This window comes from Caballeronia sp. GAFFF2, assembly GCF_023631485.1.
Taxonomy (GTDB): Bacteria; Pseudomonadota; Gammaproteobacteria; order Burkholderiales; family Burkholderiaceae; genus Caballeronia.
Map to the genome: position 1 here is coordinate 45781 of NZ_JALQDA010000007.1, position 21557 is coordinate 67337.

Below are 21557 nucleotides of genomic sequence, written 5' to 3' on the forward strand. Positions count from 1 at the left end.
CGACCGCCGATCGTGAAGCCGGACGGTCAGCAAGGCGTCCGCGGCCACAGCAAGAGCGGCTCAAACCGGAACGACATTGAACGAAGCGAGGAAGACCATGATTTCCCGGATCGAAGGCAGCGGCCCGTGGCGCATGCTGGCCCGCGCGGCGCTCGCGCTTGGCGTGCTCTGGCTTGCCGGCTGCACGACCTACGTGCAGACGCAGGTCACCGCGTTCTCGGATTGGAGCGGCGGCAGCGACGCCACCCGTACCTACGCTTTCGCGCGCAACAACGATCAGCAGAACAGCATCGAGCAGACGACTTACGAGACGCTCGTCGCCACCGAGCTTTCGAAGTATTCGTTCCGTCAGGCGCCGGAAGCGAGCGCGAACTACAGGGTGGCGCTCAATTATTCGGTACGCGGCGATTTGATGACGGTGCGCCAGCCCGTCTATTACGATCCCTGGCCGATGTACGGTCCGTGGGGGCGCCCGGGCTTCGGACCATGGGGCGGCGGCTGGGGCGGCTATGGCTACGGCGGTGGCCCGTGGGGGCCGACGGGTTACGTCGATCAAAGCTTCCCGGTTTATATCCACGCGCTGCAGATTCGCATGAACGAGCGTGCTTCCGGGCGTGAAGTCTATAAGGTGACGGCGGTCAATTCCACGGAAGATCCGTCGCTCTATCACGCAATGCCGTATCTCACGCGCAGCGCGCTGGCCGACTTCCCGCTCGGCAACGGCACGGTTCGCACGGTCACCATTCCTGTCGACAAGAACGGCGGCATGTCGAGCGAAACCACGGCATCCATCGGCAACGAGCGCAGCGTACCCATCCCACCGCCCAATGCGCCACCGCCTCCGCCGCCGCGCAACGCGCCGCCGCCCGCGACCATTCAGTGATCCGCAAGCGCCCCGAATCGAAACGGGGCGCCTGTTCCGTCAAAACGAATCGGAAATATTTGCTTCGGGACGAATCGCGACAATCGTTTGCGGCGAGCGGGCATGGATCAAAACACGCGTCCGGCCCCGCTAAACAAGGTTCCGACGCCGTCGGAATGAGTCGCAATATATGCAGCTTGCGCGAAATAGCGATATATTCGCGTGATGACAAAATCGTGTCCGCCCAGCCCGAAAGCCGTTCCCGAACCATCGACATGGGACGCGCGCATTGCCCGCCGTCTCGTCACGCCACTCGTCGGAACGCCGGTAACGCCCAATCACCTTACGACACTACGGCTCGCCATCGGTCTTGGCGGCGCGTACTATTTGTCGCTCGGTTCGTTCTGGCTTTGCACGCTCGGCGCGTTGCTGATCGCACTGTCGAATTTCGTCGATCACACCGACGGCGAGCTCGCGCGTATCAGCGGTCAGTCGAGCAGGATCGGCCACCTGTACGACCTCGCGTGCGATGCGCTCGTCACCGTGCTGCTGTTCGCGGGCATCGGCTTTTACGTGAGCGTGCATCATCCGGCGTGGCTCGTTTCGGCGCAGTGGCTCGGCGGCATCGCGGGCATTGCTGTTGCGTTGATCTTTTTCCTGCGCATGCGGATCGAGTCGACGGTCGGCAAGGCCGCCACGAAGCAGGCGTCGATGGCAGGCTTCGAAACCGAGGACGTGCTTTACCTGCTGCCGGTGATTACCATCCTGAACGGCATGACGCCGTTTCTGATCGCCGCGGCCATCGGCGCGCCGCTTTTCGCGATCTACGTGGCGGTGGATTATCAACGCGTGATGCGTCGCGAGCGTCGCGCAAAGAGCTCGAGCGCGAGCCAGGCGCAAACGCGTAGCGAGAACGGCAAGGACTTCCAGGCGGTGAGATGAGCGATACGGCAACCCCACTTCACGACAAGCTCAACGAAACGAGCAACGGGACCAGCAAAGCCACGCCGAGCGCGCGCGACATCGACACGACGTTGTCCGCGCGCATCTCGACGCTGCCGACGCCGCAATTGCGCCAGGACTACGACAAGCAGGGCGCGTTTCTCTACCTCGAAGACTTTCTGCCGCGCGATTACACCGAACGCCTGATCGCCGCCGTGCACGATGTCCTGCCCGCCGTGAATCGCAATTACTTGCCGGGGCACAAGGCGGGCGGCAGCGTGAGCCGTCATACGCTCGACAAGCTCGCGCCGTTCATCGCGGACCTGTACCGCTCGGAAGCCCTCATCGAGTGGCTCGAAACGCTGACGGGCGACAAACTGCAACTCTCGCCCGAAGACGACGCGCACGCCTACGCGCTGTATTTCTATACGCGGCCAGGCGATCACATCGGCTGGCACTACGACACTTCGTATTACAACGGCCGCCGTTACACGCTGTTGCTCGGTGTCATCGACGACTCCTCCTGCCGTCTCGACTACGAACTGCACACGCGCACGCCCGGGATTCCCGATCAGCCGGGCTCGGTGCAGTATCCGCCGGGCGCGCTCGTCTTCTTCGACGGCGACAAGCTGCGTCATCGCATCACGCCGCTCGGCGAAAATGAAATGCGCGTCTCGCTTACGTTCGAATACGTGACCGACCCGAACATGAAGCCGTTTCAGCGCTTCATCTCGAACATGAAAGATTCGATCGCGTACTTCGGTTTCAAGCAGGTCTTTCGCCGCAAGGGCGGCAAGAACGGCGCCGCATGAGTCGCGCTGGCACTTTCCTGCTGTCGGCCGGCGTGGTTCTGTTCGTCGCGCTGCTCGGCTGGCAAGGCTTCGGCTCCGTGGCCTCGACGCTCGCCGCGGCGGGCTGGGGACTCGTCGCCGTCGCGGCGTTCCATTTCGTGCCGCTTTTCATCGATGCAATCGCTATCAGCACTCTCTTCTCGAACAAGGAACGCGACGTCTCCTTGCGCGATGCCTTGCTCGCGCGCTGGACGGGTGAATCGGTCAACAGCCTGATGCCCGCCGGGCAGATCGGCGGACCGATGCTCATGGTCCGCTATCTCACGCAGCGCGGCATGCGCGCCCGCGACGCCGCCGCGGTCATTACCGTCAGCACGACCATGCAGACGGTCGCGCAATTGCTTTTCGCGCTGGTCGGCGTCGTGCTCCTCACCGGTTACGCGACGGGCGGCTCCGCTTCCACCGTACGGATCGCGGTGCTCGCGGTCATCGGCGTGATCGGCGCGATGATTCTCGGCTTCTATCTGGCGCAGCGGCGCGGTCTTTTCGGTCGCGCCATGCGCTTCGCCTCCGGCATCGCGGCGCGCTTCTCGAAGAAGCACGACTGGTCTTCGCTCGTCACACGCGCCGAAGCGGTCGATACCGCCGTCCACGAGATGTATCGCGAACGCGGCAAGGTGGCGGCGAGCTTCGGCTTGAGCCTGGTCGGCTGGGTGGTTGGCACGGGCGAAGTGTGGCTCGCGCTGAGTCTGCTCGGCCACCCGGTCGGCTGGACCGAAGCGCTGCTGCTCGAAAGTCTCGGCCAGGCCATTCGCGGCGCGGCGTTCGCCATTCCCGGTTCGCTCGGCGTGCAGGAAGGCGGCTATCTGCTGCTCGCACGTCTGGTCGGCCTGCCGCCCGAAGCGGCGCTCGCGCTGTCGCTTGTGAAACGTGCGCGCGAGTTGCTGCTTGGCGTGCCGGGCATCGTCTATCTGCATTTCGTTGAAAAGGGCTGGCAGCGCCGCCGTCTCGCGCGTGTGCCGGAAATCGACTGAACCACCCTCGAAGGGAATCACACCATGCGCGCAATTATCCTTGCGGCCGGGATGGGCTTGCGCCTCGTGCAGCCCGAAGGCCAGCAAAAGCCGAAGTGTCTCTTGCGTTTCGGCGACGCGTCGCTCCTTGAGCGCCATCTGCACTTGCTGAAGGCAGCCGGTGTCGATGAAGTCGTCTTCGTGACGGGCTTCAAGCACGAACAGATCGACGCGGAACTGGCGGGCATCGACTGGAAGCCCAAGACGGAAACGGTGATCAACGCCGACTTCTCGCTTGGCAGCGTGCTCTCCGTGCATACCGCGCGCGACGCCATGACACGCGGCGGCGATGTCCTCCTGATGGACGCCGACGTGCTCTACGACGAACGCATTCTCGCGCCGCTGGTGGCGGGCGGCTCGGCGAACCGTCTTTTGATCGACCGCGACTTCGAAGCCGGCGACGAGCCGGTGAAGCTGTGCGTGGCGCACGGCGTGCCGGTCGAACTGCGCAAGCAAGTGGCGGCGGGCTTGGATTACGACACGATCGGCGAATCGGTGGGATTCTTTCGCTTCGATCAGAAGACGGCGCAGCGCCTGGCCGAAATCGTCGCGGATTACGTGGGAACCGGGCGTGCGAACTTGCCGCATGAAGAAGCGGTGCGCGACCTGTTGCTGGAAAAGCGCCACGTGTTCGATATCGCCGATGTCACCGGCGCACCGTGGATCGAAATCGACTTTCAAAACGACGTGACGCGCGCGGCTCTCGACGTGCTGCCGCAATTGAACGCCCTCAGTCAGTTTGCCGGAGCCCTGAAATGAACGCACCCTCGCAACTTCCCGTCGGTTTTTCGCGCACGCTGCGCCTGCGCGAGATGCTGCAAAGCAATCGCCTCGAATTCCTGATGGAGGCGCACAACGGCATTTCCGCGCGCATCGCCAAGGAAGCGGGCTTCAAGGCGATTTGGGGCTCGGGCCTGTCGATCTCCGCGCAGTTCGGCGTGCGCGACAACAACGAAGCAAGCTGGACGCAGGTCGTCGACAACCTCGAATTCATGGCGGACGCCAGCGACTTGCCCATTCTCCTCGACGGCGACACCGGCTACGGCAACTTCAACAACGTGCGCCGGCTCGTCAAGAAGCTGGAGCAGCGTGGCATCGCGGGCGTGTGTATCGAAGACAAGCAGTTTCCGAAGACCAACAGCTTCATCAACGGCGAAGCGCAGCCGCTCGCCGATATCGACGAATTCTGCGGCAAGATCAAAGCCGGCAAGGACTCGCAGAGCGACCCGAACTTCTCCATCGTCGCGCGCGTGGAAGCGCTGATCGCGGGCTGGGGCATGGAAGAAGCGTTGAAGCGCGCCGAGGCGTATCGCCAGGCGGGCGCGGACGCCATCCTGATTCACAGCAAGCTCTCGAAGCCCGACGAAATCCTGACCTTCGCGCGCGAATGGGCCGGGCGCGGGCCGCTCGTCATCGTGCCGACGAAGTACTACAGCACGCCGACCGATGTGTTCCGTCAGGCGGGCATCAGCACGGTGATCTGGGCGAACCATCTGATTCGCGGCGCGGTCTCGGCCATGCAGGCCATCGCGAAGGAAATCCACGATAGCGAGACGCTTATCAACGTGGAAGACCGCATTGCGTCGGTCAACGAAATTTTCCGTCTGCAGGATGCCGACGAATACTCGGCCGCCGAGAACATCTATCTGAGTTCGGCCAACGCGCAACGCAGCGCCGTGGTGCTGGCGGCAAGCCGTGGCGCGGGCCTCGAAGCGCTGACCGCCGAGCGTCCGAAAGTCATGCTGCCGGTCGCGGGCAAGCCGCTCTTGCGCCATCTGGCCGAAGCGTTCAAAAAGGAAGGCATCAACGACATCACGGTGGTCGGCGGTTATCGCGCCGATGCGATCGATGCGTCCGGTATCCGTCTCGTCGTCAACGCGGAGCACGAGACGACGGGCGAGCTGGCATCGCTCGCGTGTGCCGTGAAGCATATGAGCGGCGACACCGTGCTTTCGTACGGCGATCTTTTGTTCCGCAGCTATATCCTGCGCGATCTGGTGGAATCGGATAGCGACTTCTGCGTGGTGGTGGATTCGTCGCAGGCGCCGCAAGCGGGCGCGAGCGGCACCGACTTCGCGTATTGCTCGCACGCCGACGACCGCTCGCTCTTCGGCCAGAAAGTCTGGCTGCAAAGCGTGGTCGGCGCGGGCCAGAATCTGACCGATGGCCGCGCACCGCAAGGCCGCTGGATCGGCCTCATCAACGTGCGCGCCAACGCGCGAGAAGCATTGCAAACCACGCTCAAGCAATTGCAGCAACGCGCCGACTTCGACAAGCTCGACATGGCCGCGCTGCTCAATGCACTGGTCGCGGCGGGCAAGAAGGTCGAAGTGCAATACGTGCACGGCCACTGGCGCGGCGTGAACGACCTCGACGACTTCCGTCGCGCCGGCGATTTCGCGCACGGTCAAATGCCGGTCGGCACGGAGAACGAGCGTGATTGAAGCTGCCGGGTTCGTCGAAGCGGCGCGCGCGCGTGGCTTCGACTGGTACGCGGGCGTGCCTTGCTCGTATCTCACGCCGTTCATCAACTACGTGCTGCAGGACGACTCACTGCATTACGTCTCGGCGGCGAATGAAGGCGACGCCGTCGCGCTGATCGCGGGCGTCGCGCTCGGCGGCGCGGGCAAACGTCGCGGCATCGCCATGATGCAGAACTCCGGCTTGGGCAATGCGGTGAGTCCCCTGACGTCGCTCACGTGGACGTTTCGCCTGCCGCAGTTGCTGATCGTGACGTGGCGCGGCCAGCCAGGCGTCGCCGATGAGCCGCAACACGCGCTCATGGGTCCCGTGACGCCGCAGATGCTCGAAACGATGGAGATTCCGTGGGAACTGTTTCCGACGGAAAGCGAAGCCATCGGTCCGGCGCTCGACCGCGCGACGGCGTATATGGACAAGACGGGCCGCCCGTATGCGCTCGTCATGCAAAAGGGCAGCGTCGCGCCTTACGAGCTCAAGAAAACCGGCTTGTCGGGCGTCAAGTCGAACGCCACGCCTGCCGCCGTGCAGCGCTTCGAAGGCGAGCGCGTGACGCGTCATGCGGCGCTCGAACGCGTGATCGCGAACACGCCTGCCGGCGAAACGGTCGTGCTGGCATCGACGGGATTTTGCGGCCGCGAACTCTACGCAATCGATGACCGCGCGAACCAGCTCTATCTCGTCGGCTCGATGGGCTGCGTCACGCCGATGGCGCTCGGGCTTGCGCTGTCGCGCCCGGACCTGACCGTGGTCGCGCTCGACGGCGACGGCGCCGCGCTCATGCGCATGGGCGTGTTCGCCACGCTCGGCGCTTACGGGCCGCCGAACCTCGTGCACTTGCTGCTCGACAACGGCGCACACGAATCCACCGGCGGTCAGGCGACGGTTTCGCGCGGTGTCGATTTCGCGTCGATCGCTTCCGCCTGCGGCTACGCGCTCGCGCTCGATGGCGACGACATCGGCGTGATCGACCGCCTGCTGCAAGCGCGCGACGTGAATGGCGCGCGCTTTGCCCGGCTGTCGATTCGCGCCGGCACGCCGGGCGACTTGCCGCGTCCTAAGATCACGCCCGAAGACGTGCGCGCGCGTCTGCAACGACACATTGGAGACCGCTGATGCTGCTGCTCAATCCTGGTCCCGTCACGCTGTCCGAACGCGTGCGCAAGAGCCTTTTACAGACCGACTTGTGCCATCGCGAGCCGGAGTTCTTCGACCTTCAGGACGAAGCGCGCAAGCGTCTCGTCGCCGCTTACGAACTCGATCCCGCGAAGTGGAGCGCCGTGTTGATGACCGGCTCGGGCACGGCGGCCGTCGAGAGCATGATTGCGGGCATCGTGCCGGAAGGCGGGCGGCTTCTGATCGTCGAGAACGGCGTGTATGGCGAGCGCATCGCGCAGATCGCGAAGCAGTACCGCATCGACCATGAAGTCGTGAAATACGAGTGGATGCAGGCGCCGGATACCGATGCGATCATCGCGCGTCTCGATGGCTTCTCGCATGTCGCGATCATCCATCACGAGACCACGACGGGGCGCCTGAACCCGCTCGACACGCTGTCACGCGCGTGCGCCGAACGCGGCATCGGGTTGCTCGTCGATGCCGTCAGCAGCTTCGGCGCCGAGGCGATCGACTTCGACGGCGGCGGCATCGTCGCGGTGGCGGCGACAGCCAACAAATGCCTGCACGGCGTGCCGGGCGCGGCGTTCGTCATCGCGCGGCGCGATGCCTTGCAGAACGCCGCGAGCCGCACGTACTACCTTGGCATCGCGCGTCTGGCCAAACTGCAGGACGAGCGCAATACGCCGTTCACGCCATCGGTGCATGCGTATTACGCCCTCGTCGAAGCACTGCGCGAGTTCGAGGAAGAAGGCGGCTGGCGCGCGCGGCATCGGCGTTACGCGACGCTCGCCGAGCAGGTGCGCGCGGGTTTGGCTGCGCTCGGCATCGAGAGCGCGTTGCCGGCGCAGGAGTCGTCGGTGGTATTGCGGGCGTATCGCCTGCCTGCTGGCGTGAATTACGAGAAGATGCACGACGCGTTGAAGGCGAAAGGTTTCGTCATTTACGCAGGGCAGGGCGGCTTGTCGAAGGAACTGTTCCGTATCTCGACGATGGGCGCGCTGGATTCCAACGACATGCAGCGCCTGCTTTCGTCGGTTGCGGAATTGCTGCGCTAGGAACGCTTGCAAAAAATCGCCGTGATGAAGGGCGCGACGTGGTGCACGACCGCGTCGCTGCCCGCATCGCGCACCTTCTTCAGCACTTCGTCGTCGCCGCCCCAAACGACGGCGCCGTAGGATGAATCGCCGATCGGGTCGCCCTTGCCTTCCTTGAAGATCGGATCGTTCTTCTGATATCCCACCACCGCGTAAATCTTGAATCCGTAAGCCGTGAGATTCACGCCCTTGACCGGCCGGAACGCGTTGATCGAATTCGGCTCGACGCGCATGGGCTTGGTTTCGATGAGATTGGTTTCCAGGAGCGGCGCGATGAAATCATGCGCGTTGGAATGGCAGTCGAGCGGGCCTTCGATTCCAAAAGCCTGACAGAGCGCCGGCAACGCGAGCAATGAAACGAGAGCGGTCTTGACGGCGATGTGGGAAGTGCGCGCGGTGTGCTTCATGGAGGCCATTGCGAACGAATGGTTGAACGCGGAGGCTCCACTTTATCCGCTATGCACACGCCATGCTCGAATGGCGGCCATCGTTCTAAAAAGAAACGGGCTACTGGCTGCCGGTTGGCAATCAGTAACCCGAACTTCGCGGAACTCCGCAGCGTAATGCTCGACTACGCCGCCAGTTCCAGCGCCGCCGTCTGCCGACGCTCGCGCGAATGCACGCGCTTGCCGGCCGCATACGTCTCGTACACCGCGCGATCGTCGCCGAGAAGCGCGAACGCGAACAGCAGTTCCTCAAGCGTATTCACGCGCTGCGTGCGGCGTGCGAGCAGCGGCGTCGCAGCCGGGTCGAGTACGACGAAATCCGCTTCGCTGCCGGGCGCGAGCGTGCCGATCTTGTCGTCGAGTTCGAGCACTTGCGCCGCGCCCGTCGTCGCGAGCCAGAACATGCGCGTCGCCGTCAGATGATGCCCCGTCAGACGCGCGACCTTGTGCGCTTCGTTCATGGTCTGCAGCATGGAGAACGAGGTGCCGCCGCCGACGTCCGTTGCGAGCGCAACCGGCATGTTCGAGGCGCCGGCCTTGTCGAAGTCGAAGAGGCCGCTGCCGAGAAACAGGTTCGACGTGGGACAGTGTGACGCCACCGCGCCCGTTTCGGCCATGCGCTGACGGTCGGCATCGTCGAGATAGATGCAGTGGCCGTACACCGCGCGGCGTCGCAACAGACCGTAGTGATCGTAGATGTCGAGATAGCTGCGGTGTCCCGGAAACAGGCTCTCGACCCACTTGATCTCGTCGGTGTTCTCCGCCACGTGACTCTGGATGAACACGTCCCGATGCTTCTGCGCGAGCACGCCGCAGGCTTCGAGCTGCGCTTCCGTCGAGGTCGGCGCGAAGCGCGGCGTGAGCGCATATTGCTGACGCCCGCGGCCATGCCAACGCCCGATCAGTTCGTCGCTGTCGTCGTAGCCCGACTGCGCGGTGTCGCGCAGGAACTCGGGACAATTGCGGTCCATCAGCACCTTGCCCGCGACCATGCGCAGGTTGCGCGCTTCGCTTTCGGTAAAGAAGGCATCGGCGGATTGCTTGTGGACCGTGCAATAGACGAGCGCGGTGGTCGTGCCGCTGGCCAGCAGTTCGTCGATGAAGAAGCTCGCCGTTTCGCGCGCGACCGCCGGATTCTCGAAGCCGCGTTCCGTCGGAAACGTGTACGTGTTGAGCCACGGCAAGAGGCCCGGCGCGGGCGACGCGATCATGTCCGTCTGCGGATAGTGGATGTGCGAGTCGATGAAGCCCGGCACGATCAGCTTGTCGCGCAGCGTATGCACGGTGGCGTCCGCGGCGAGCTTGTCGCGCACCGACGCATACGAACCCGCCGCGACCACCTTGCCATCTTCGACGATCAAGAGGCCATCGGCCTCATGGACCGCGCCGTCGGCGGCATGCGCGGGATCTTCCCGGAAGGTGAGCAGCTGGGCGCGGTAGGCGGTTTGAGTCATGATGCAACGTCTCCAATCTCGTGGTTTTCAAAGCTGTGAAAGCAGCACTAACGAAAAGCCCGCGATGATCCACATCGCCGGCTTGATTTCCTTCGCGCGTCCTGTCGCCGACTTGAGCACGACGAACGCGAGAAAGCCATACGCGACACCGTCCGTGATCGAATACGTGAGCGGGATGAGGATCATCGCGAGGAACGCGGGGATGGCTTCGTCGAAGCGCTGCCATTCGATCTTGGTGATGGCTTCCATCATGAACACGCCGACGAGCACCAGCGCGGGCGCGGTGGCGATGGCGGGCACGAGCGACAGAAGCGGCGAGAGAAACAGGAACGGCAGGAAGCACAGGCCCGCGACGACGGCGACGAGTCCCGTGCGCCCGCCCGCCGAAATGCCCGCCGCCGACTCGATATACGCGTTCGCCGGACTCGTGCCGAGCGGCGCGGAAACGAGCGCGGAGAAGGCGTCGACCATCATCGACTGGCGGATGTTGCGCGGGTTGCCGTCCTTATCGTAGAGCTTGCCGGCTTCGGAGATCGCCATGAAAGTGGAGAGCGCGTCGAAGAAGGACGTGAACAGCATCACGAAGATGAATGGCCAGTAGGCCACCTTCAGCGCGCCGATCAAATCGAGCTGGCCGAGCGCGGAAAAGTCCGGCGCGGACACGAACCCGTTCCAGTTGACGAGCGTTTTCGTGGCGATGGCGGCGGGCCAGTAAGCGGTGCCGTCGCCCCAATAGCGGCCGATGGGAATCGCGATGATCGTCGTGAACACGATGCCGAGCATGAGCGCGCCGGTGGTCTTGCGCGCCACCAATATGGTCGTCACGGCAAGCCCGATCAGGAACGTGATGACCACCGGATTGAGCGATGCCGAATGCACGATGGTCACCGGATCGCCCACCACGAACTTCGCGTTCACGAGCCCGATGAGGCTGATGAACAAGCCGATGCCGCACGAAACCGCGTGCCGCAGATTGTCGGGAATGGCGTCGACCACGAGCTTGCGCGCGTTGAAGATCGCGAGCACCGCGAAGATCACGCCGGCCCAGAACACGCAGCCGAGCGCGGTCTGCCACGGCATCTTGCCGCCGTGAACCATGACGAACGCAAAGAGCGCGTTCATGCCCATGCCCGGCGCGACGAGCACCGGATTGCGCGCGTAAAGGCCCATCGCGCAACTGCCGAGAAAACTGACGATGACGGTGGCCGTGAGCGCCGCCGGAAACGGCACGCCCGCCTGCGAGAGAATGCCCGGATTGACGACGATGATGTACATCGCCGTTAGAAACGTCGTGATGCCCGCGACGACTTCGGTCTTGACGAGCGAGCCCGCCGCGCGCACGCCGAAGAAGCGTTCGAGCGCGGTGGCGTCGCGTTGAGTTGTTGCCGTGCTTTCCATTTCTTACTGCTTCCAGTGCGTGTCCAGGCGCGCGATCATCGCGGCGCGTTCTTCATCGGTGACGAACGAGGCTTCGAGGCTGTTGCGCAAGAGCGTGTAGACCTCGTGATCCGAGAGCTTCAGGGCATCGACGATGGCGAAATAGTTCGCGTTGACGTAGCCGCCGAAGTAGGCGGGATCGTCCGAATTCACCATGACCGCGACGCCCTGATCGAGCAGGTCCTTGAGCGTGTGCTTGGCCATGTCGTCGAACACGCAAAGCTTGATGTTCGAGAGCGGGCAGACCGTGAGCGCAATGCGCGAGTCGGCGAGACGCGCGACGAGCGCCGCGTCTTCGATGCTGCGCACGCCGTGATCGACGCGATCCACCTTGAGCAGATCCAGCGCTTCGTAGACATACGACGGCGGGCCTTCCTCGCCCGCGTGCGCGACGAGCTTGAGGCCGCGTTCGCGCGCTCTCGCGAACACGCGCTCGAACTTCGACGGCGGATGGCCGCGCTCCGACGAATCCAGCCCGACACCGATCAGCCGATGCGCGTACTGGTCGAACAGCGGCAACGCGGCATCGAAGGTGGCGAGCGCGTCTTCCTCGGAAAGATGGCGCAGGAAGCACAGGATGATTTTCGACGTGAGACCACGCTTTTCGCCTTCGGCGAGCGCGCGCTCGATACCGGCCACCGCCGTGTCGATGGAAACGCCGCGTTCGGTGTGCGTTTGCGGATCGAAGAAGATTTCCGTATGCGTGACGTGGTCCGCGAGCGCGCGCTCGACGTAGGCCATCGTCATGTCGTAGAAGTCTTCCTCGTGCAGCAGCACGCTCGCGCCGGCGTAGTAGATGTCGAGGAACGACTGCAGATCGGTGAAGGCGTAGGCCGCGCGCAAGGCGTCGATGGAATCGTAGGCGAGCGTCACGCCATTGCGTTTCGCCAGCGCGAAAATCAGCTCGGGTTCGAGCGATCCTTCGATATGGATATGCAACTCCGCCTTGGGCGCGCGCGCAATCTTGTCGGCGAGTGTGGGATTCATGGGCTTGTCTTTGTTGGGGCTGGGACTTCCGCCTGCGGCTAGTCAGGCGGTCTGCTGCGACGACGCAGAAGTGCTGGCGTTGGCTTCGACCGCTTGCAGCAGTTGGGCTGCCGCTGCAACGGCGATCACTTCGGGCGCTTTGTCGACGATGCCGTCGATACCGATCGGACACACCATCCGGCCGATACGCGCGGGGTCGATCCCGCGCGCCGCGAGCCGGTGCTCGAACTGCTTGCGCTTGGTATGCGAGCCGATCATGCCGAAGAACGCGAAATCGCCACGCGCGAGAATTCGTGCGGCGAGTTCGAGATCCACCGTATGGTTGTGCGTCATCACGATGAAGTACGTACCGGGCCGCGCCTGGTCGATGGCTTCGTCCGGCGCGTCGTTCGGCTCGATGCTTACGTTATCCGGCACGAACTGCGCGGCGGGGAAGGCCGCGTCGCGTTCGTCGACCCAGGTGACGTGACACGGCAAGGTCGCGAGCACGCGCACGAGCGCGGCCCCGACATGGCCCGCGCCGAACAGCACGACCTGGAAGTCGCGCGGCGCGATGGTCTCGGTGAGCAGCGCGCCGCTTTCGTCGAAGCCCGCGCCGTCCCACAGCAGACAGTCGGTGTCTTCGGCGCCCGGTTCGGGGTCGGAGAGCATGACGGCATCGGGCATCGGCGCGAACGAAACGCTGCGCACGGTCGAAAGACCCTGCGCCGTGCGCTTCGCGAGCGACGTCACCCAGTTGAGATCGCCGACATCGAGCCGCTCGAACGACAGAACGACCGCACCGCCGCAGCACTGGCCGAGGCTCGGACCGAGCGCGAAACGCTCGAGCCGCCGCATGTGCGGACGGCGCTGGCCGTCCTTCAGCACTTGCCGGGCGGTTTCGATCGCCTTCCATTCGAGATGGCCGCCGCCGATGGTATAGCGGGCTTCTTCGCGCGTGACGATCATTTTCGTGCCCGGCTCGCGCGGCGCGGAGCCTTCGACACGCGCGACCGTCACGAGCACGACGGCATCGCCGTGCGCGAGCAGGTGTTGCAGGTCGGTCAGCCAAACTTGCATCGAGGGGCTCCAGAGTCTTTTGCGTTGTCGCAGGCGTTAGTTTACCGGGGCGGCGGCCGCGCTTTGTGTTACGGATGCATCGAGCGCGTCGAGGATCGCTTCGGGCGTCGCGGGCGCGCGCAACGGCGGTGCGTGAGCGGCATCGGCCGTATTGGCGGCGATGGCCGCGCGGATTGCCAGCAGCACCGAAAACGCCAGCAGCAAGGGCGGTTCGCCGACCGCTTTCGACCGGAAAATCGTCGGCTCGGCGTTGTCGTTGCGATAAAGCGTGGTGTTGAACACGGGCGGCGTGTCGCTGATCGCCGGGATCTTGTAAGTGGAAGGCGCGTGCGTCATCAGGCGTCCGTCGCGGTTCCACCAGAGCTCCTCGGTCGTGAGCCAGCCCATGCCCTGAATGAAGCCGCCTTCCACCTGACCGACGTCGATAGCCGGATTGATCGAGCGCCCGGCGTCGTGCAGCAGATCGGCGCGCAGAAGCTTCCATTCGCCGGTGAGCGTATCGATGACGACTTCGGACACCGCCGCGCCATACGCGAAGTAATAGAACGGATGGCCTTGCAGCGTCCGCGCGTCCCAATGGACTTTGGGCGTGGCATAGAAGCCGTCCGACCACAACTGCACCCGTGCGAGATACGCGGCCGACACGAGTTGCTCGAACGGCATCTGCCCGCCGTTGACCTGCACCACGCCGCCATGAAAGCGCACGTCCGCGGCCGCGCCGCCGAGCTGCTTCACCACGAGTTCCGCCAGACGCGCGCGGATGATGAGCGCCGCCGCTTCCGCCGCCTTGCCGTTCAGATCGCTTCCCGTCGATGCCGCCGTCGCCGATGTATTCGCGATCTTCGATGTATCCGTCGCTGTCACGCGCACGCGCTGCAAGCCGATGCCGAGCACGCTCGCCACCACCTGCGCGACCTTGGTGTTGAGCCCCTGGCCCATTTCCGTGCCGCCGTGATTCACGAGCACGGAGCCGTCCTTGTAGACGTGCACGAGCGCGCCCGCCTGGTTCAGAAACGGCACGTTGAACGAGATGCCGAACTTGACCGGCGTGAACGCGATACCGCGCTTGAGCACCGCGCTTTTGGCGTTGAACGCGGCGATTTGCGCGCGGCGCGATTCGTATTCGCTCGTTGCGATGAGTTCGTCCGTGAGCGGCGCAATCACGTTATCCGCGACCGGCTGACCATACGGCGTGACATTGCGCTCGTCGATGCCGTAGTAATTCGCGCGCCGCACGTCGAGCGGATCGCGCTTCAACGCATATGCGACTTCGTCGAGCATGACTTCCATGACGAGCGCGCCTTGCGGGCCGCCGAAGCCGCGAAACGCCGTGTTCGACTGCGTATTGGTCTTGCAGCAGAAGGCGCGGATATCGACATCGCCGAGAAAGTAGGCGTTGTCGAAATGACAGACGGCGCGCGTCGCGACCGCGCCCGACAGGTCCGCCGAATAACCCGCCCGCAGCGCGATTTCCACGCGCGCGCCGGTGATGCGGCCGTCGTCGTCGAAGCCGCACTCATATTCGTAGACCGCGTCGTGGCGCTTGCCGGTGATCATGAAGTCGTCGTCGCGATCGGCGCGCAACTTCACCGGACGCTTGAGCAGATGCGCCGCGAGCGAGGCGACGCACGCGAAGAGGGCCGACTGCGATTCCTTCCCGCCGAAGCCGCCGCCCATGCGCCGGCATTCGCACAACACGGCGTTGGTCGGCCAGGCGAGCATGTGCGCGACGACTTGCTGCATCTCGCTCGGATGCTGCGTCGAACTATGCACGAGCATGCCGTGCTGTTCTTTCGGGATGGCGTAAGCGACTTGTCCTTCGAGATAGAACTGTTCCTGTCCGCCGACTTCGAATTCGCCAGACAACCGATGTTTGGCCGCGGCGATGCGTCCGTCCGGGTCGCCGCGCCGCAGATGCAGCGGCGGCAGCACGAACTCCTTGCGCGCTTTCGCTTCGCGCGGCGTGAGCACGGCTTCGAGCGGCTCATAGCGCACGACGTCTTCGCTTTTCGCGAGCGCGGCGGCGCGGCGCGCGAGATCGTGCGTCTCGGCAATGACGGCGAAGACCGGTTGGCCGAGATACTGCACTTCGTCGACCGCGAGGATTGGGTCGTCGTGCAGAACGGGGCCGCAATTGTTCTCGCCGGGAATGTCGGCGGCGGTGAGTACGGCGACGACGCCGGGCGCGGCGCGCACCGCGTCGAGATCGAGCGAGACGATGCGCGCGTGCGCATGACGCGACAAGCCGAGCGCCGCGTGCAGCGTGCCGCGCAATTCGGCGATGTCGTCGGTGTAAATGGCTTCGCCGCTCACATGCAGCGCCGCCGACTCGTGCGGCAGCGAGGCGCCGGCGGCGTCGAGCGCGGTATCGAGCTGGATAGGTTCGCTGGCCTTGTTCATCGCGGGTCCTTTTGGACGCTGACGCGCAGTGGCGTGATCGCGGCGATCGGGATCGGGATCGGGAAGGGCCGCGTCATGACGCCTCGATCCCGTGTGCGCCGAACGCAAACGCGTTGAGTTCCGCGAGCGCGAGCGGCGCGTCGCGGCGCGTTTCCAGATAGAAGCGCCACAGCACGTTGCGCGCCACCTTCGCCCGATACGCGCTCGACGCGCGCATGTCGCTGAGCGGCTGGAAGTCGGTATCGAGCGCGGCCATCGCGGCGCGGACGCTGGCTTCGGACCATTCGCGGCCGGTCAGCGCGGCTTCGGCGGCGGCCGCGCGCCTGGGCGTCGCGGCCATCCCGCCGAACGCGATGCGCGCGCTTGCAACGCGGTTGTCGTCGGCCAAACGAATGGCGAACGCCGCGCACACGGCGCAGATGTCCTGGTCGTAACGCTTGCTGACCTTGTACGTGCGAAACCGCAAGTCGGCCGATGCCCGCGGCACGCGAATCGCCGCGACGAATTCGCCCGCTTCGAGCGCGGTCTTTTGATAGCCGAGGTAGAAGGTATCGAGCGGCATCGTGCGCGTACGCTCGCCTTTTTGCAGCACGATTTCGGTATTCAGCGCGATGAGCGCGGGCATGGAATCGCCGATCGGCGAGCCGTTCGCGACGTTGCCGCCGAGCGTGCCCGCATTGCGGATAGGCCGCGAGGCGAAGCGCGTCCACAGTTCCGCGAGTTCGGGGTAATCGGCGGTTAGCGCGGCGTAAGCCTCTTCGAGCGATACGGCCGCGCCGATGGTCAGCGTCTCGGCGTCACGCTCGATGTGCTTCAGTTCATCGACGTTGCCGATAAACAGCACGTCGCCGAGATCGCGAAATTGCTTCGTGACCCACAAGCCGACATCCGTGCTGCCCGCAAGCAGACGTGCATTCGGATTCGCTGCACGCAGGCGCGCGAATTCAGCGCGCGTGACGGGCGCGGTGAACGCGGGCGTGCCAAAAGCCGCGCCGCGTGCGTCCGGCGCGCGATATTCGAACGTAGCCGAACGGCGCAGCGACGCCAGCGCGTCTTTGAGCGCGGCACGATCGAAGGCGGGACGCGGATAGTCGAACATGCGTTCGGCGGCATCCACGATCGGCCGATACCCCGTGCAGCGGCACAGATTGCCCGAGAGCGCGGCGTTGATCTCATCGCGCGAAGGCGGCCCGGCTTCGGGCGGATGCGCGTGATACAGCGCCCACAGCGACATGGCGAAGCCCGGCGTGCAGAAGCCGCACTGCGAGCCGTGGCAATCGACGAGCGCCTGCTGCACGGGATGCAGCGCGCCGTCTTCGGCGCGCAGGTTTTCGACGGTGAAGAGCGCGCGCGAATCGAGCGTCGGCAGGAATTGAATGCAGGCGTTGACCGCCTTGAGCGCGAGTTCGCCGCTGGCGTCCAGCTCGCCCACGACGACCGTGCAGGCGCCGCAATCGCCCTCGGCACAGCCTTCCTTGGTGCCGGTGCAAAGGTCTCCCTCGCGCAGATGCTGAAGCACCGTGCGCGTGGCGGGCGCGTCGCCGATTTCACGAACGGCGCCGTGGTGAAGGAAGCGGATGGTTTGCGTTGTCATGAGCGACTCGGGGACATTGCGGACCGGGCGCGCGTTACGCGGTTTCCGCCTGCTTCATGGGTTGCCGTCGAATTCGACGCTGGCTGCCTTTGAACAAACGGACTGCGCGCACGTAGATCGCCATCCAGTCACGACCTTAACATCCCAATATCTCAAAAAGATTGTCGGGACCGTATCCAGATTATGCGGATGTGCTGATGCGAGGAAGAGGCAAGACGCGCGGGCCGTGTAAAAGCCCGCGCCGGGGAAGGGGGATGAAACGTGGGGGAATCAGCGCGCGGCGGCGCGCAGCTTGCGTTTCAGACGCAGACTGCCGCCGACGAGCAGGAAAATCACCCCGAAGGCGATCAGCGACCATTGCGGCAGCGAGATCCCGAGAATGGGCGGATAAGGCGTCTCGCACAGGCCTGCGACCTTGAACACTTGCGGCAGCCAGCGTGCGGGCGGCAGGTTGTCGACGATGGGCTGAAGCGCGTCGAAACCGCAACTGAAGCCGGGATGCGACTGCACGTAGACATGGCGCAGCGCCGTCGCGACGCCGCCGAGCGCGGAGATCACCACAAGCAATTCGAGCAGCGCGACGCCGCGCCAGCCGCGCATTCCCGCGCCGAGAAAGGCGAACACGGCGATTAGCACGAAGAAGTAGCGCTGAATGATGCAAAGCGGGCAAGGGTCTTCGCCCTGGAAGAACTGCAGATACAACGCTCCGCCAACGAGCGCGAGACTCACGAACCCGAGCAACACGAGCAAGCGCTTCTCGCGGCCGAGGGAGCGGTCGTCCTGATGCATCGTAAAGTGATTTAGATGGTTGTTCATTTGTTTCGCAACGATTCGAGAAAGAAGCACCTGAGTTGCGGGAGATCGCGGAGGAATTCTAGCGCGAACGTCCGGCGCGAAACATTAGCGCGTCGTATCGAGCACCGCTTCGACTGCCCGGCCGATGGAGAGCAGCGTGTCGTCCGCGTGCGGCGCGCCCGCGAGCATGAGCCCCACGGGCGCCTCGCCACGCCGATGACAGGGCAGCGACAGCCCGCAGGCATCCAAAAAATTGAAGGTCGTGGGATTGCGCAGAATGAGCGCATTCGTGCGCGTGAAGAGATCGTCGTCCTGTTCCAGCTCGGCGATACGCGGCGGCAGAACCGGCACCGTCGGGCAAAGAATTGCGTCGAAACGCTGCCACAGTGTCGTGCGCGCTTCGTCGATCATCGTGGCGCGCGCTTCGCACAGGTCGATGTAATCCGCCGCGCTCGCCGACTCGGCGCGCAGCAGACGAGCGAGCACGCGCGGATCGTACTCGGCGGCGTGATCGGCGAGCAGCTTGCGATGCCACGCATATGCTTCGATGGCGACGAGACTGAAGCGGCTGATGTCCGGCAGACGATCGAGCGGCCCGAAGCGCACGTCTTCCACGAGCGCGCCCGCCGCCGACAGATGATTGATGGCCGCATCGACGGCGCTGGTAACGCCGGGATCGAGGCCGTCCGTCACGTAATTGGTGAGTACACCGAGGCGCACGCCTTCGAGCGGACGCGTGGCGGGCACATCGGGTTCGCGGCCAGCGAGAATGCGATCGACTAGCGCGCAACACGCGACCGAGACGCCTATCGGCCCGAACGAATCGAGCGATTTGGACAGCGGCACGCCGCCTTGCCTCGGAATGCGGCTGGCGGTGGGTTTGAAGCCGGTGAGGCCGCACATCGTGGCGGGGATGCGGATGGAGCCGCCGGTGTCGGTGCCGAGCGCGATGGCCGCCATGCCGTCCGCCACCGATGCCGCCGCGCCTGACGACGAGCCGCCCGCGATGCGTTCGTCGCCCGGCACGTTTGCGCGATACGGCGAGTGCGGCGTGCCGAAGTGCGGATTCAGGCCAAGCCCGGAGAACGCGAACTCGCTCATGTTGGTGCGCCCGACGATCACGCCGCCTGCGCGGCGCAGGCGCGCGACGCTCACGGCATCGGCTTGGGCGGGTGCGGTGCTGGCGAGCGCGCGGGAGCCGGCGCGCGTGACTTGCCCTTCGATATCGAAGAGATCTTTCACGGAAACGGGGATGCCCGCGAGCGGCGAAAGCACGGTGCCGGCGCGGCGCAGCGCGTCGAGGGCATCGGCGGCGGCGCGGGCGTGGGCGGCATCGACATGCGTGAAAACGATGGAACCTTGACCGGCCGGATTGGCGATACGTTCGAGCGCGGATTCGACGAGTGCGCGACTGGTGGTGCGACCGCTTTTCAGATCGGCGGCGAGATGGGCTAGCGGGGCAAACTGCGGCGAAGTGGTTGGCATGGCGTCGGGCAGTGGCATTGCCGAATGCGAAACGCGCGTGACGTGCGATGCGCGCTTGAGGCACTCGGGCGGCGCGATGATGGGCTTCTTGTGCGGAGGTCCATCGGCGAGTGAATGGATGGGCGGTGGGGGCCCGGGGTGGGTGTCATTCTAAGCCAGGGTGGGGGGAAATACTTGGGGGATGGTTTGTTGAGGCGCGGGCAGGTGGTTTGATGGTAGGTGCTCGATAGATGGATGTGGGCGTGGAAGTTGGAGATTTTGTGGAGGGTGTTTGAAATTCGAGGTGTCTTTTGATTGGCGCTTTGCGAGAGTCCCTTTGCGAGCCAACTCGCGCACTCAATGATTTCCTTGTCATTGTCTTAAATCGGGAGCATGAGACACTTGAGCTTTGATTCCTCGCTTCAGTCGGCAGCTACGAACGACAAAAGCACCATGATTTGGATCATGGTGGCGACAGTCAGCTATAAAAATATAATGACGATGGCGAGAAGTGTTCGCTGGGCCTAGCATCAGCGTTGCATTGACCTCGCTGCGCCAACGCGGTTCTGGCCTCCCGGCGTTGGACGGGGCCACATGACTCGGTTGGGGGGTGCCCTCAATCCGATATAATCGCCCTAATTTCGCCGCCTGTTCTATGAGCCTACCGCTAGTACTTGAACTGCAATGTCTCGCCCTTAACGAGGGCACCTCAGTCCTTCAACTGGTCCGGACAGCGAAGTTGGTCGCGGCCAAGCTCAAACTCCCAGACGCGATGGACTGGATCAACGGCGAGTTAAACGGGTACACCGACCTGAAGACGCTTCCGAGCTATCGAATACTCCGAGGGGAATGTCGCGCGATAAACCCTTTTCGAGGGTGGATACCGGTGCAGTTCCCCGATGCTCAACTCGATGAAATTTGCACCGAGGCGAGGATTGGACAGTCCCTCGGATCGATCCAGCCGTTGCTTAACGATGACCGTGACCATGCCCTTCTGCACTACCCGTTTGAGATCGAGCAGACGCTGCAACGCATGTTTCAAGAGCAGACACGCTTTGCCATACGTCTGTCGAAAGGGCACCTCGCCGGAATTTTTGACTCCGTCCGAAACCTGACGCTTAACTGGAGCCTTGAACTGGAACAGGCGGGCGTGCGTGGCGAGAACATGACGTTCACGCTCACCGAACAAAAGGAAGCGCGACCTGTGACTCAACAGTTTTTCATCCAGAATGCGGGGGTAGTTGGTCACGTGTCGGATGAGGCAAACGTGACCAACAATCAAAGCGTACACGGCTCGTTGTCCGTTGAGCGCGTCCGCGACCTAGTTGAACAAGCGAAAACATCCCTGCCCGCTTTGCCTTTGCCTCTTGCGGCCGCGGCAGGTGGCGTGCTCGACGAGCTTACAGTTGAGTCCCGCAAAGCCGCACCCGACCTCGGGAAGCTGCGGGGCGCGTTGTGTTCTTTGAGAACGATATGCGAAGGCGCCGCAGGGAACATCGTGGCATCCGGTATCACAGGGGCAGTTACCGCCCTTCTGACGCACGGTGCATAACCACGGCGCG

The 21557-nt window shown here is 64.1% G+C and carries 18 protein-coding genes; 9 read left to right on the top strand and 9 right to left on the bottom strand.

Annotated elements, in window-relative coordinates; all coding sequences use genetic code 11:
- The first annotated feature begins 97 nt into the window (after nucleotides 1-97).
- The 8 genes from NCT04_RS04285 to NCT04_RS04320 all read left to right on the top strand — a co-directional run bounded on the left by NCT04_RS04285 (nucleotide 98) and on the right by NCT04_RS04320 (nucleotide 8320).
- Entirely contained in the window at nucleotides 98-883 is a 786-nt protein-coding gene (locus NCT04_RS04285; protein ID WP_502800345.1) for a DUF4136 domain-containing protein, read from the top strand.
- Between the two features lie 204 nt (nucleotides 884-1087).
- Entirely contained in the window at nucleotides 1088-1804 is a 717-nt protein-coding gene (locus tag NCT04_RS04290; protein WP_250464018.1) for a CDP-alcohol phosphatidyltransferase family protein, read from the top strand.
- The gene (locus NCT04_RS04295) at nucleotides 1801-2616 is read left to right on the top strand and encodes a HalD/BesD family halogenase (RefSeq protein ID WP_250463904.1); all 816 of its coding nucleotides are present in this window, start codon (nucleotides 1801-1803) and stop codon (nucleotides 2614-2616) included. Before NCT04_RS04290 ends, NCT04_RS04295 begins: the two co-directional genes overlap by 4 nt.
- On the top strand, nucleotides 2613-3629 hold the full coding sequence (locus NCT04_RS04300; protein ID WP_244827387.1) for a flippase-like domain-containing protein: 1017 nt from the start codon (nucleotides 2613-2615) through the stop codon (nucleotides 3627-3629). The genes NCT04_RS04295 and NCT04_RS04300 overlap by 4 nt, the downstream gene beginning before the upstream one ends.
- Nucleotides 3630-3653: 24 nt before the next feature.
- Nucleotides 3654-4427: a phosphocholine cytidylyltransferase family protein gene (locus tag NCT04_RS04305; protein WP_250463907.1), complete on the top strand. Its 774-nt coding sequence runs from the start codon at nucleotides 3654-3656 to the stop codon at nucleotides 4425-4427.
- Nucleotides 4424-6112: a phosphoenolpyruvate mutase gene (gene aepX / locus NCT04_RS04310; protein ID WP_244827389.1), complete on the top strand. Its 1689-nt coding sequence runs from the start codon at nucleotides 4424-4426 to the stop codon at nucleotides 6110-6112. The genes NCT04_RS04305 and aepX overlap by 4 nt, the downstream gene beginning before the upstream one ends.
- Complete coding sequence (gene aepY, locus NCT04_RS04315) at nucleotides 6105-7262, top strand: phosphonopyruvate decarboxylase (protein ID WP_250463909.1); 1158 nt, start codon at nucleotides 6105-6107, stop codon at nucleotides 7260-7262. The genes aepX and aepY overlap by 8 nt, the downstream gene beginning before the upstream one ends.
- Nucleotides 7262-8320: a 2-aminoethylphosphonate aminotransferase gene (locus NCT04_RS04320; RefSeq protein ID WP_250463911.1), complete on the top strand. Its 1059-nt coding sequence runs from the start codon at nucleotides 7262-7264 to the stop codon at nucleotides 8318-8320. The genes aepY and NCT04_RS04320 overlap by 1 nt, the downstream gene beginning before the upstream one ends.
- On the opposite strand, the gene NCT04_RS04325 is transcribed toward NCT04_RS04320, so the two are convergent.
- The 9 genes from NCT04_RS04325 to NCT04_RS04365 all read right to left on the bottom strand — a co-directional run bounded on the left by NCT04_RS04325 (nucleotide 8317) and on the right by NCT04_RS04365 (nucleotide 20016).
- A complete protein-coding gene (locus NCT04_RS04325; protein ID WP_250463913.1) occupies nucleotides 8317-8766 on the bottom strand; it encodes a hypothetical protein in 450 nt (149 codons plus the stop codon). The genes NCT04_RS04320 and NCT04_RS04325 overlap by 4 nt on opposite strands.
- Before the next feature lie 164 nt (nucleotides 8767-8930).
- Nucleotides 8931-10259, bottom strand: coding sequence for a guanine deaminase (gene guaD, locus NCT04_RS04330; RefSeq protein WP_244827393.1), 1329 nt, complete (start codon nucleotides 10257-10259; stop codon nucleotides 8931-8933).
- Nucleotides 10260-10286: 27 nt separating this feature from the next.
- Nucleotides 10287-11657 carry an NCS2 family permease gene (locus tag NCT04_RS04335; RefSeq protein WP_244827394.1) on the bottom strand — a complete coding sequence of 457 codons (1371 nt, stop codon included), beginning with the start codon at nucleotides 11655-11657 and terminating at the stop codon, nucleotides 10287-10289.
- A gap of 3 nt (nucleotides 11658-11660) precedes the next feature.
- Complete coding sequence (locus NCT04_RS04340) at nucleotides 11661-12683, bottom strand: adenosine deaminase (RefSeq protein ID WP_244827395.1); 1023 nt, start codon at nucleotides 12681-12683, stop codon at nucleotides 11661-11663.
- A 42-nt stretch (nucleotides 12684-12725) separates the two neighbouring features.
- The gene (gene xdhC / locus NCT04_RS04345; protein ID WP_244827396.1) at nucleotides 12726-13742 is read right to left on the bottom strand and encodes a xanthine dehydrogenase accessory protein XdhC; all 1017 of its coding nucleotides are present in this window, start codon (nucleotides 13740-13742) and stop codon (nucleotides 12726-12728) included.
- 36 nt (nucleotides 13743-13778) lie between these two features.
- A complete protein-coding gene (gene xdhB / locus NCT04_RS04350; RefSeq protein ID WP_250463916.1) occupies nucleotides 13779-16142 on the bottom strand; it encodes a xanthine dehydrogenase molybdopterin binding subunit in 2364 nt (787 codons plus the stop codon).
- 73 nt (nucleotides 16143-16215) lie between these two features.
- On the bottom strand, nucleotides 16216-17736 hold the full coding sequence (gene xdhA / locus NCT04_RS04355) for a xanthine dehydrogenase small subunit (protein ID WP_250463918.1): 1521 nt from the start codon (nucleotides 17734-17736) through the stop codon (nucleotides 16216-16218).
- Nucleotides 17737-18006: 270 nt separating this feature from the next.
- On the bottom strand, nucleotides 18007-18525 hold the full coding sequence (locus NCT04_RS04360; protein WP_244827988.1) for a disulfide bond formation protein B: 519 nt from the start codon (nucleotides 18523-18525) through the stop codon (nucleotides 18007-18009).
- A 111-nt stretch (nucleotides 18526-18636) separates the two neighbouring features.
- Nucleotides 18637-20016 carry an amidase gene (locus NCT04_RS04365; protein ID WP_250464020.1) on the bottom strand — a complete coding sequence of 460 codons (1380 nt, stop codon included), beginning with the start codon at nucleotides 20014-20016 and terminating at the stop codon, nucleotides 18637-18639.
- A 634-nt stretch (nucleotides 20017-20650) separates the two neighbouring features.
- Here NCT04_RS04365 and NCT04_RS04370 point away from each other — a divergent pair.
- The gene (locus NCT04_RS04370; RefSeq protein ID WP_250463920.1) at nucleotides 20651-21547 is read left to right on the top strand and encodes an AbiTii domain-containing protein; all 897 of its coding nucleotides are present in this window, start codon (nucleotides 20651-20653) and stop codon (nucleotides 21545-21547) included.
- Nucleotides 21548-21557: the final 10 nt, after the last annotated feature.

Bases quoted from the DNA above. Each gene is read 5' to 3' on its own strand.
- NCT04_RS04285 (WP_502800345.1), top strand. From the start codon at position 98: ATGATTTCCCGGATCGAAGGCAGCGGCCCGTGGCGCATGCTGGCCCGC.
- NCT04_RS04290 (WP_250464018.1), top strand. From the start codon at position 1,088: ATGACAAAATCGTGTCCGCCCAGCCCGAAAGCCGTTCCCGAACCATCG.
- NCT04_RS04295 (WP_250463904.1), top strand. From the start codon at position 1,801: ATGAGCGATACGGCAACCCCACTTCACGACAAGCTCAACGAAACGAGC.
- NCT04_RS04300 (WP_244827387.1), top strand. From the start codon at position 2,613: ATGAGTCGCGCTGGCACTTTCCTGCTGTCGGCCGGCGTGGTTCTGTTC.
- NCT04_RS04305 (WP_250463907.1), top strand. From the start codon at position 3,654: ATGCGCGCAATTATCCTTGCGGCCGGGATGGGCTTGCGCCTCGTGCAG.
- aepX (WP_244827389.1), top strand. From the start codon at position 4,424: ATGAACGCACCCTCGCAACTTCCCGTCGGTTTTTCGCGCACGCTGCGC.
- NCT04_RS04320 (WP_250463911.1), top strand. From the start codon at position 7,262: ATGCTGCTGCTCAATCCTGGTCCCGTCACGCTGTCCGAACGCGTGCGC.
- NCT04_RS04325 (WP_250463913.1), bottom strand. From the start codon at position 8,766: ATGAAGCACACCGCGCGCACTTCCCACATCGCCGTCAAGACCGCTCTC.
- guaD (WP_244827393.1), bottom strand. From the start codon at position 10,259: ATGACTCAAACCGCCTACCGCGCCCAGCTGCTCACCTTCCGGGAAGAT.
- NCT04_RS04335 (WP_244827394.1), bottom strand. From the start codon at position 11,657: ATGGAAAGCACGGCAACAACTCAACGCGACGCCACCGCGCTCGAACGC.
- NCT04_RS04340 (WP_244827395.1), bottom strand. From the start codon at position 12,683: ATGAATCCCACACTCGCCGACAAGATTGCGCGCGCGCCCAAGGCGGAG.
- xdhC (WP_244827396.1), bottom strand. From the start codon at position 13,742: ATGCAAGTTTGGCTGACCGACCTGCAACACCTGCTCGCGCACGGCGAT.
- xdhB (WP_250463916.1), bottom strand. From the start codon at position 16,142: ATGAACAAGGCCAGCGAACCTATCCAGCTCGATACCGCGCTCGACGCC.
- xdhA (WP_250463918.1), bottom strand. From the start codon at position 17,736: ATGACAACGCAAACCATCCGCTTCCTTCACCACGGCGCCGTTCGTGAA.
- NCT04_RS04360 (WP_244827988.1), bottom strand. From the start codon at position 18,525: ATGCATCAGGACGACCGCTCCCTCGGCCGCGAGAAGCGCTTGCTCGTG.
- NCT04_RS04365 (WP_250464020.1), bottom strand. From the start codon at position 20,016: ATGCCAACCACTTCGCCGCAGTTTGCCCCGCTAGCCCATCTCGCCGCC.
- NCT04_RS04370 (WP_250463920.1), top strand. From the start codon at position 20,651: ATGAGCCTACCGCTAGTACTTGAACTGCAATGTCTCGCCCTTAACGAG.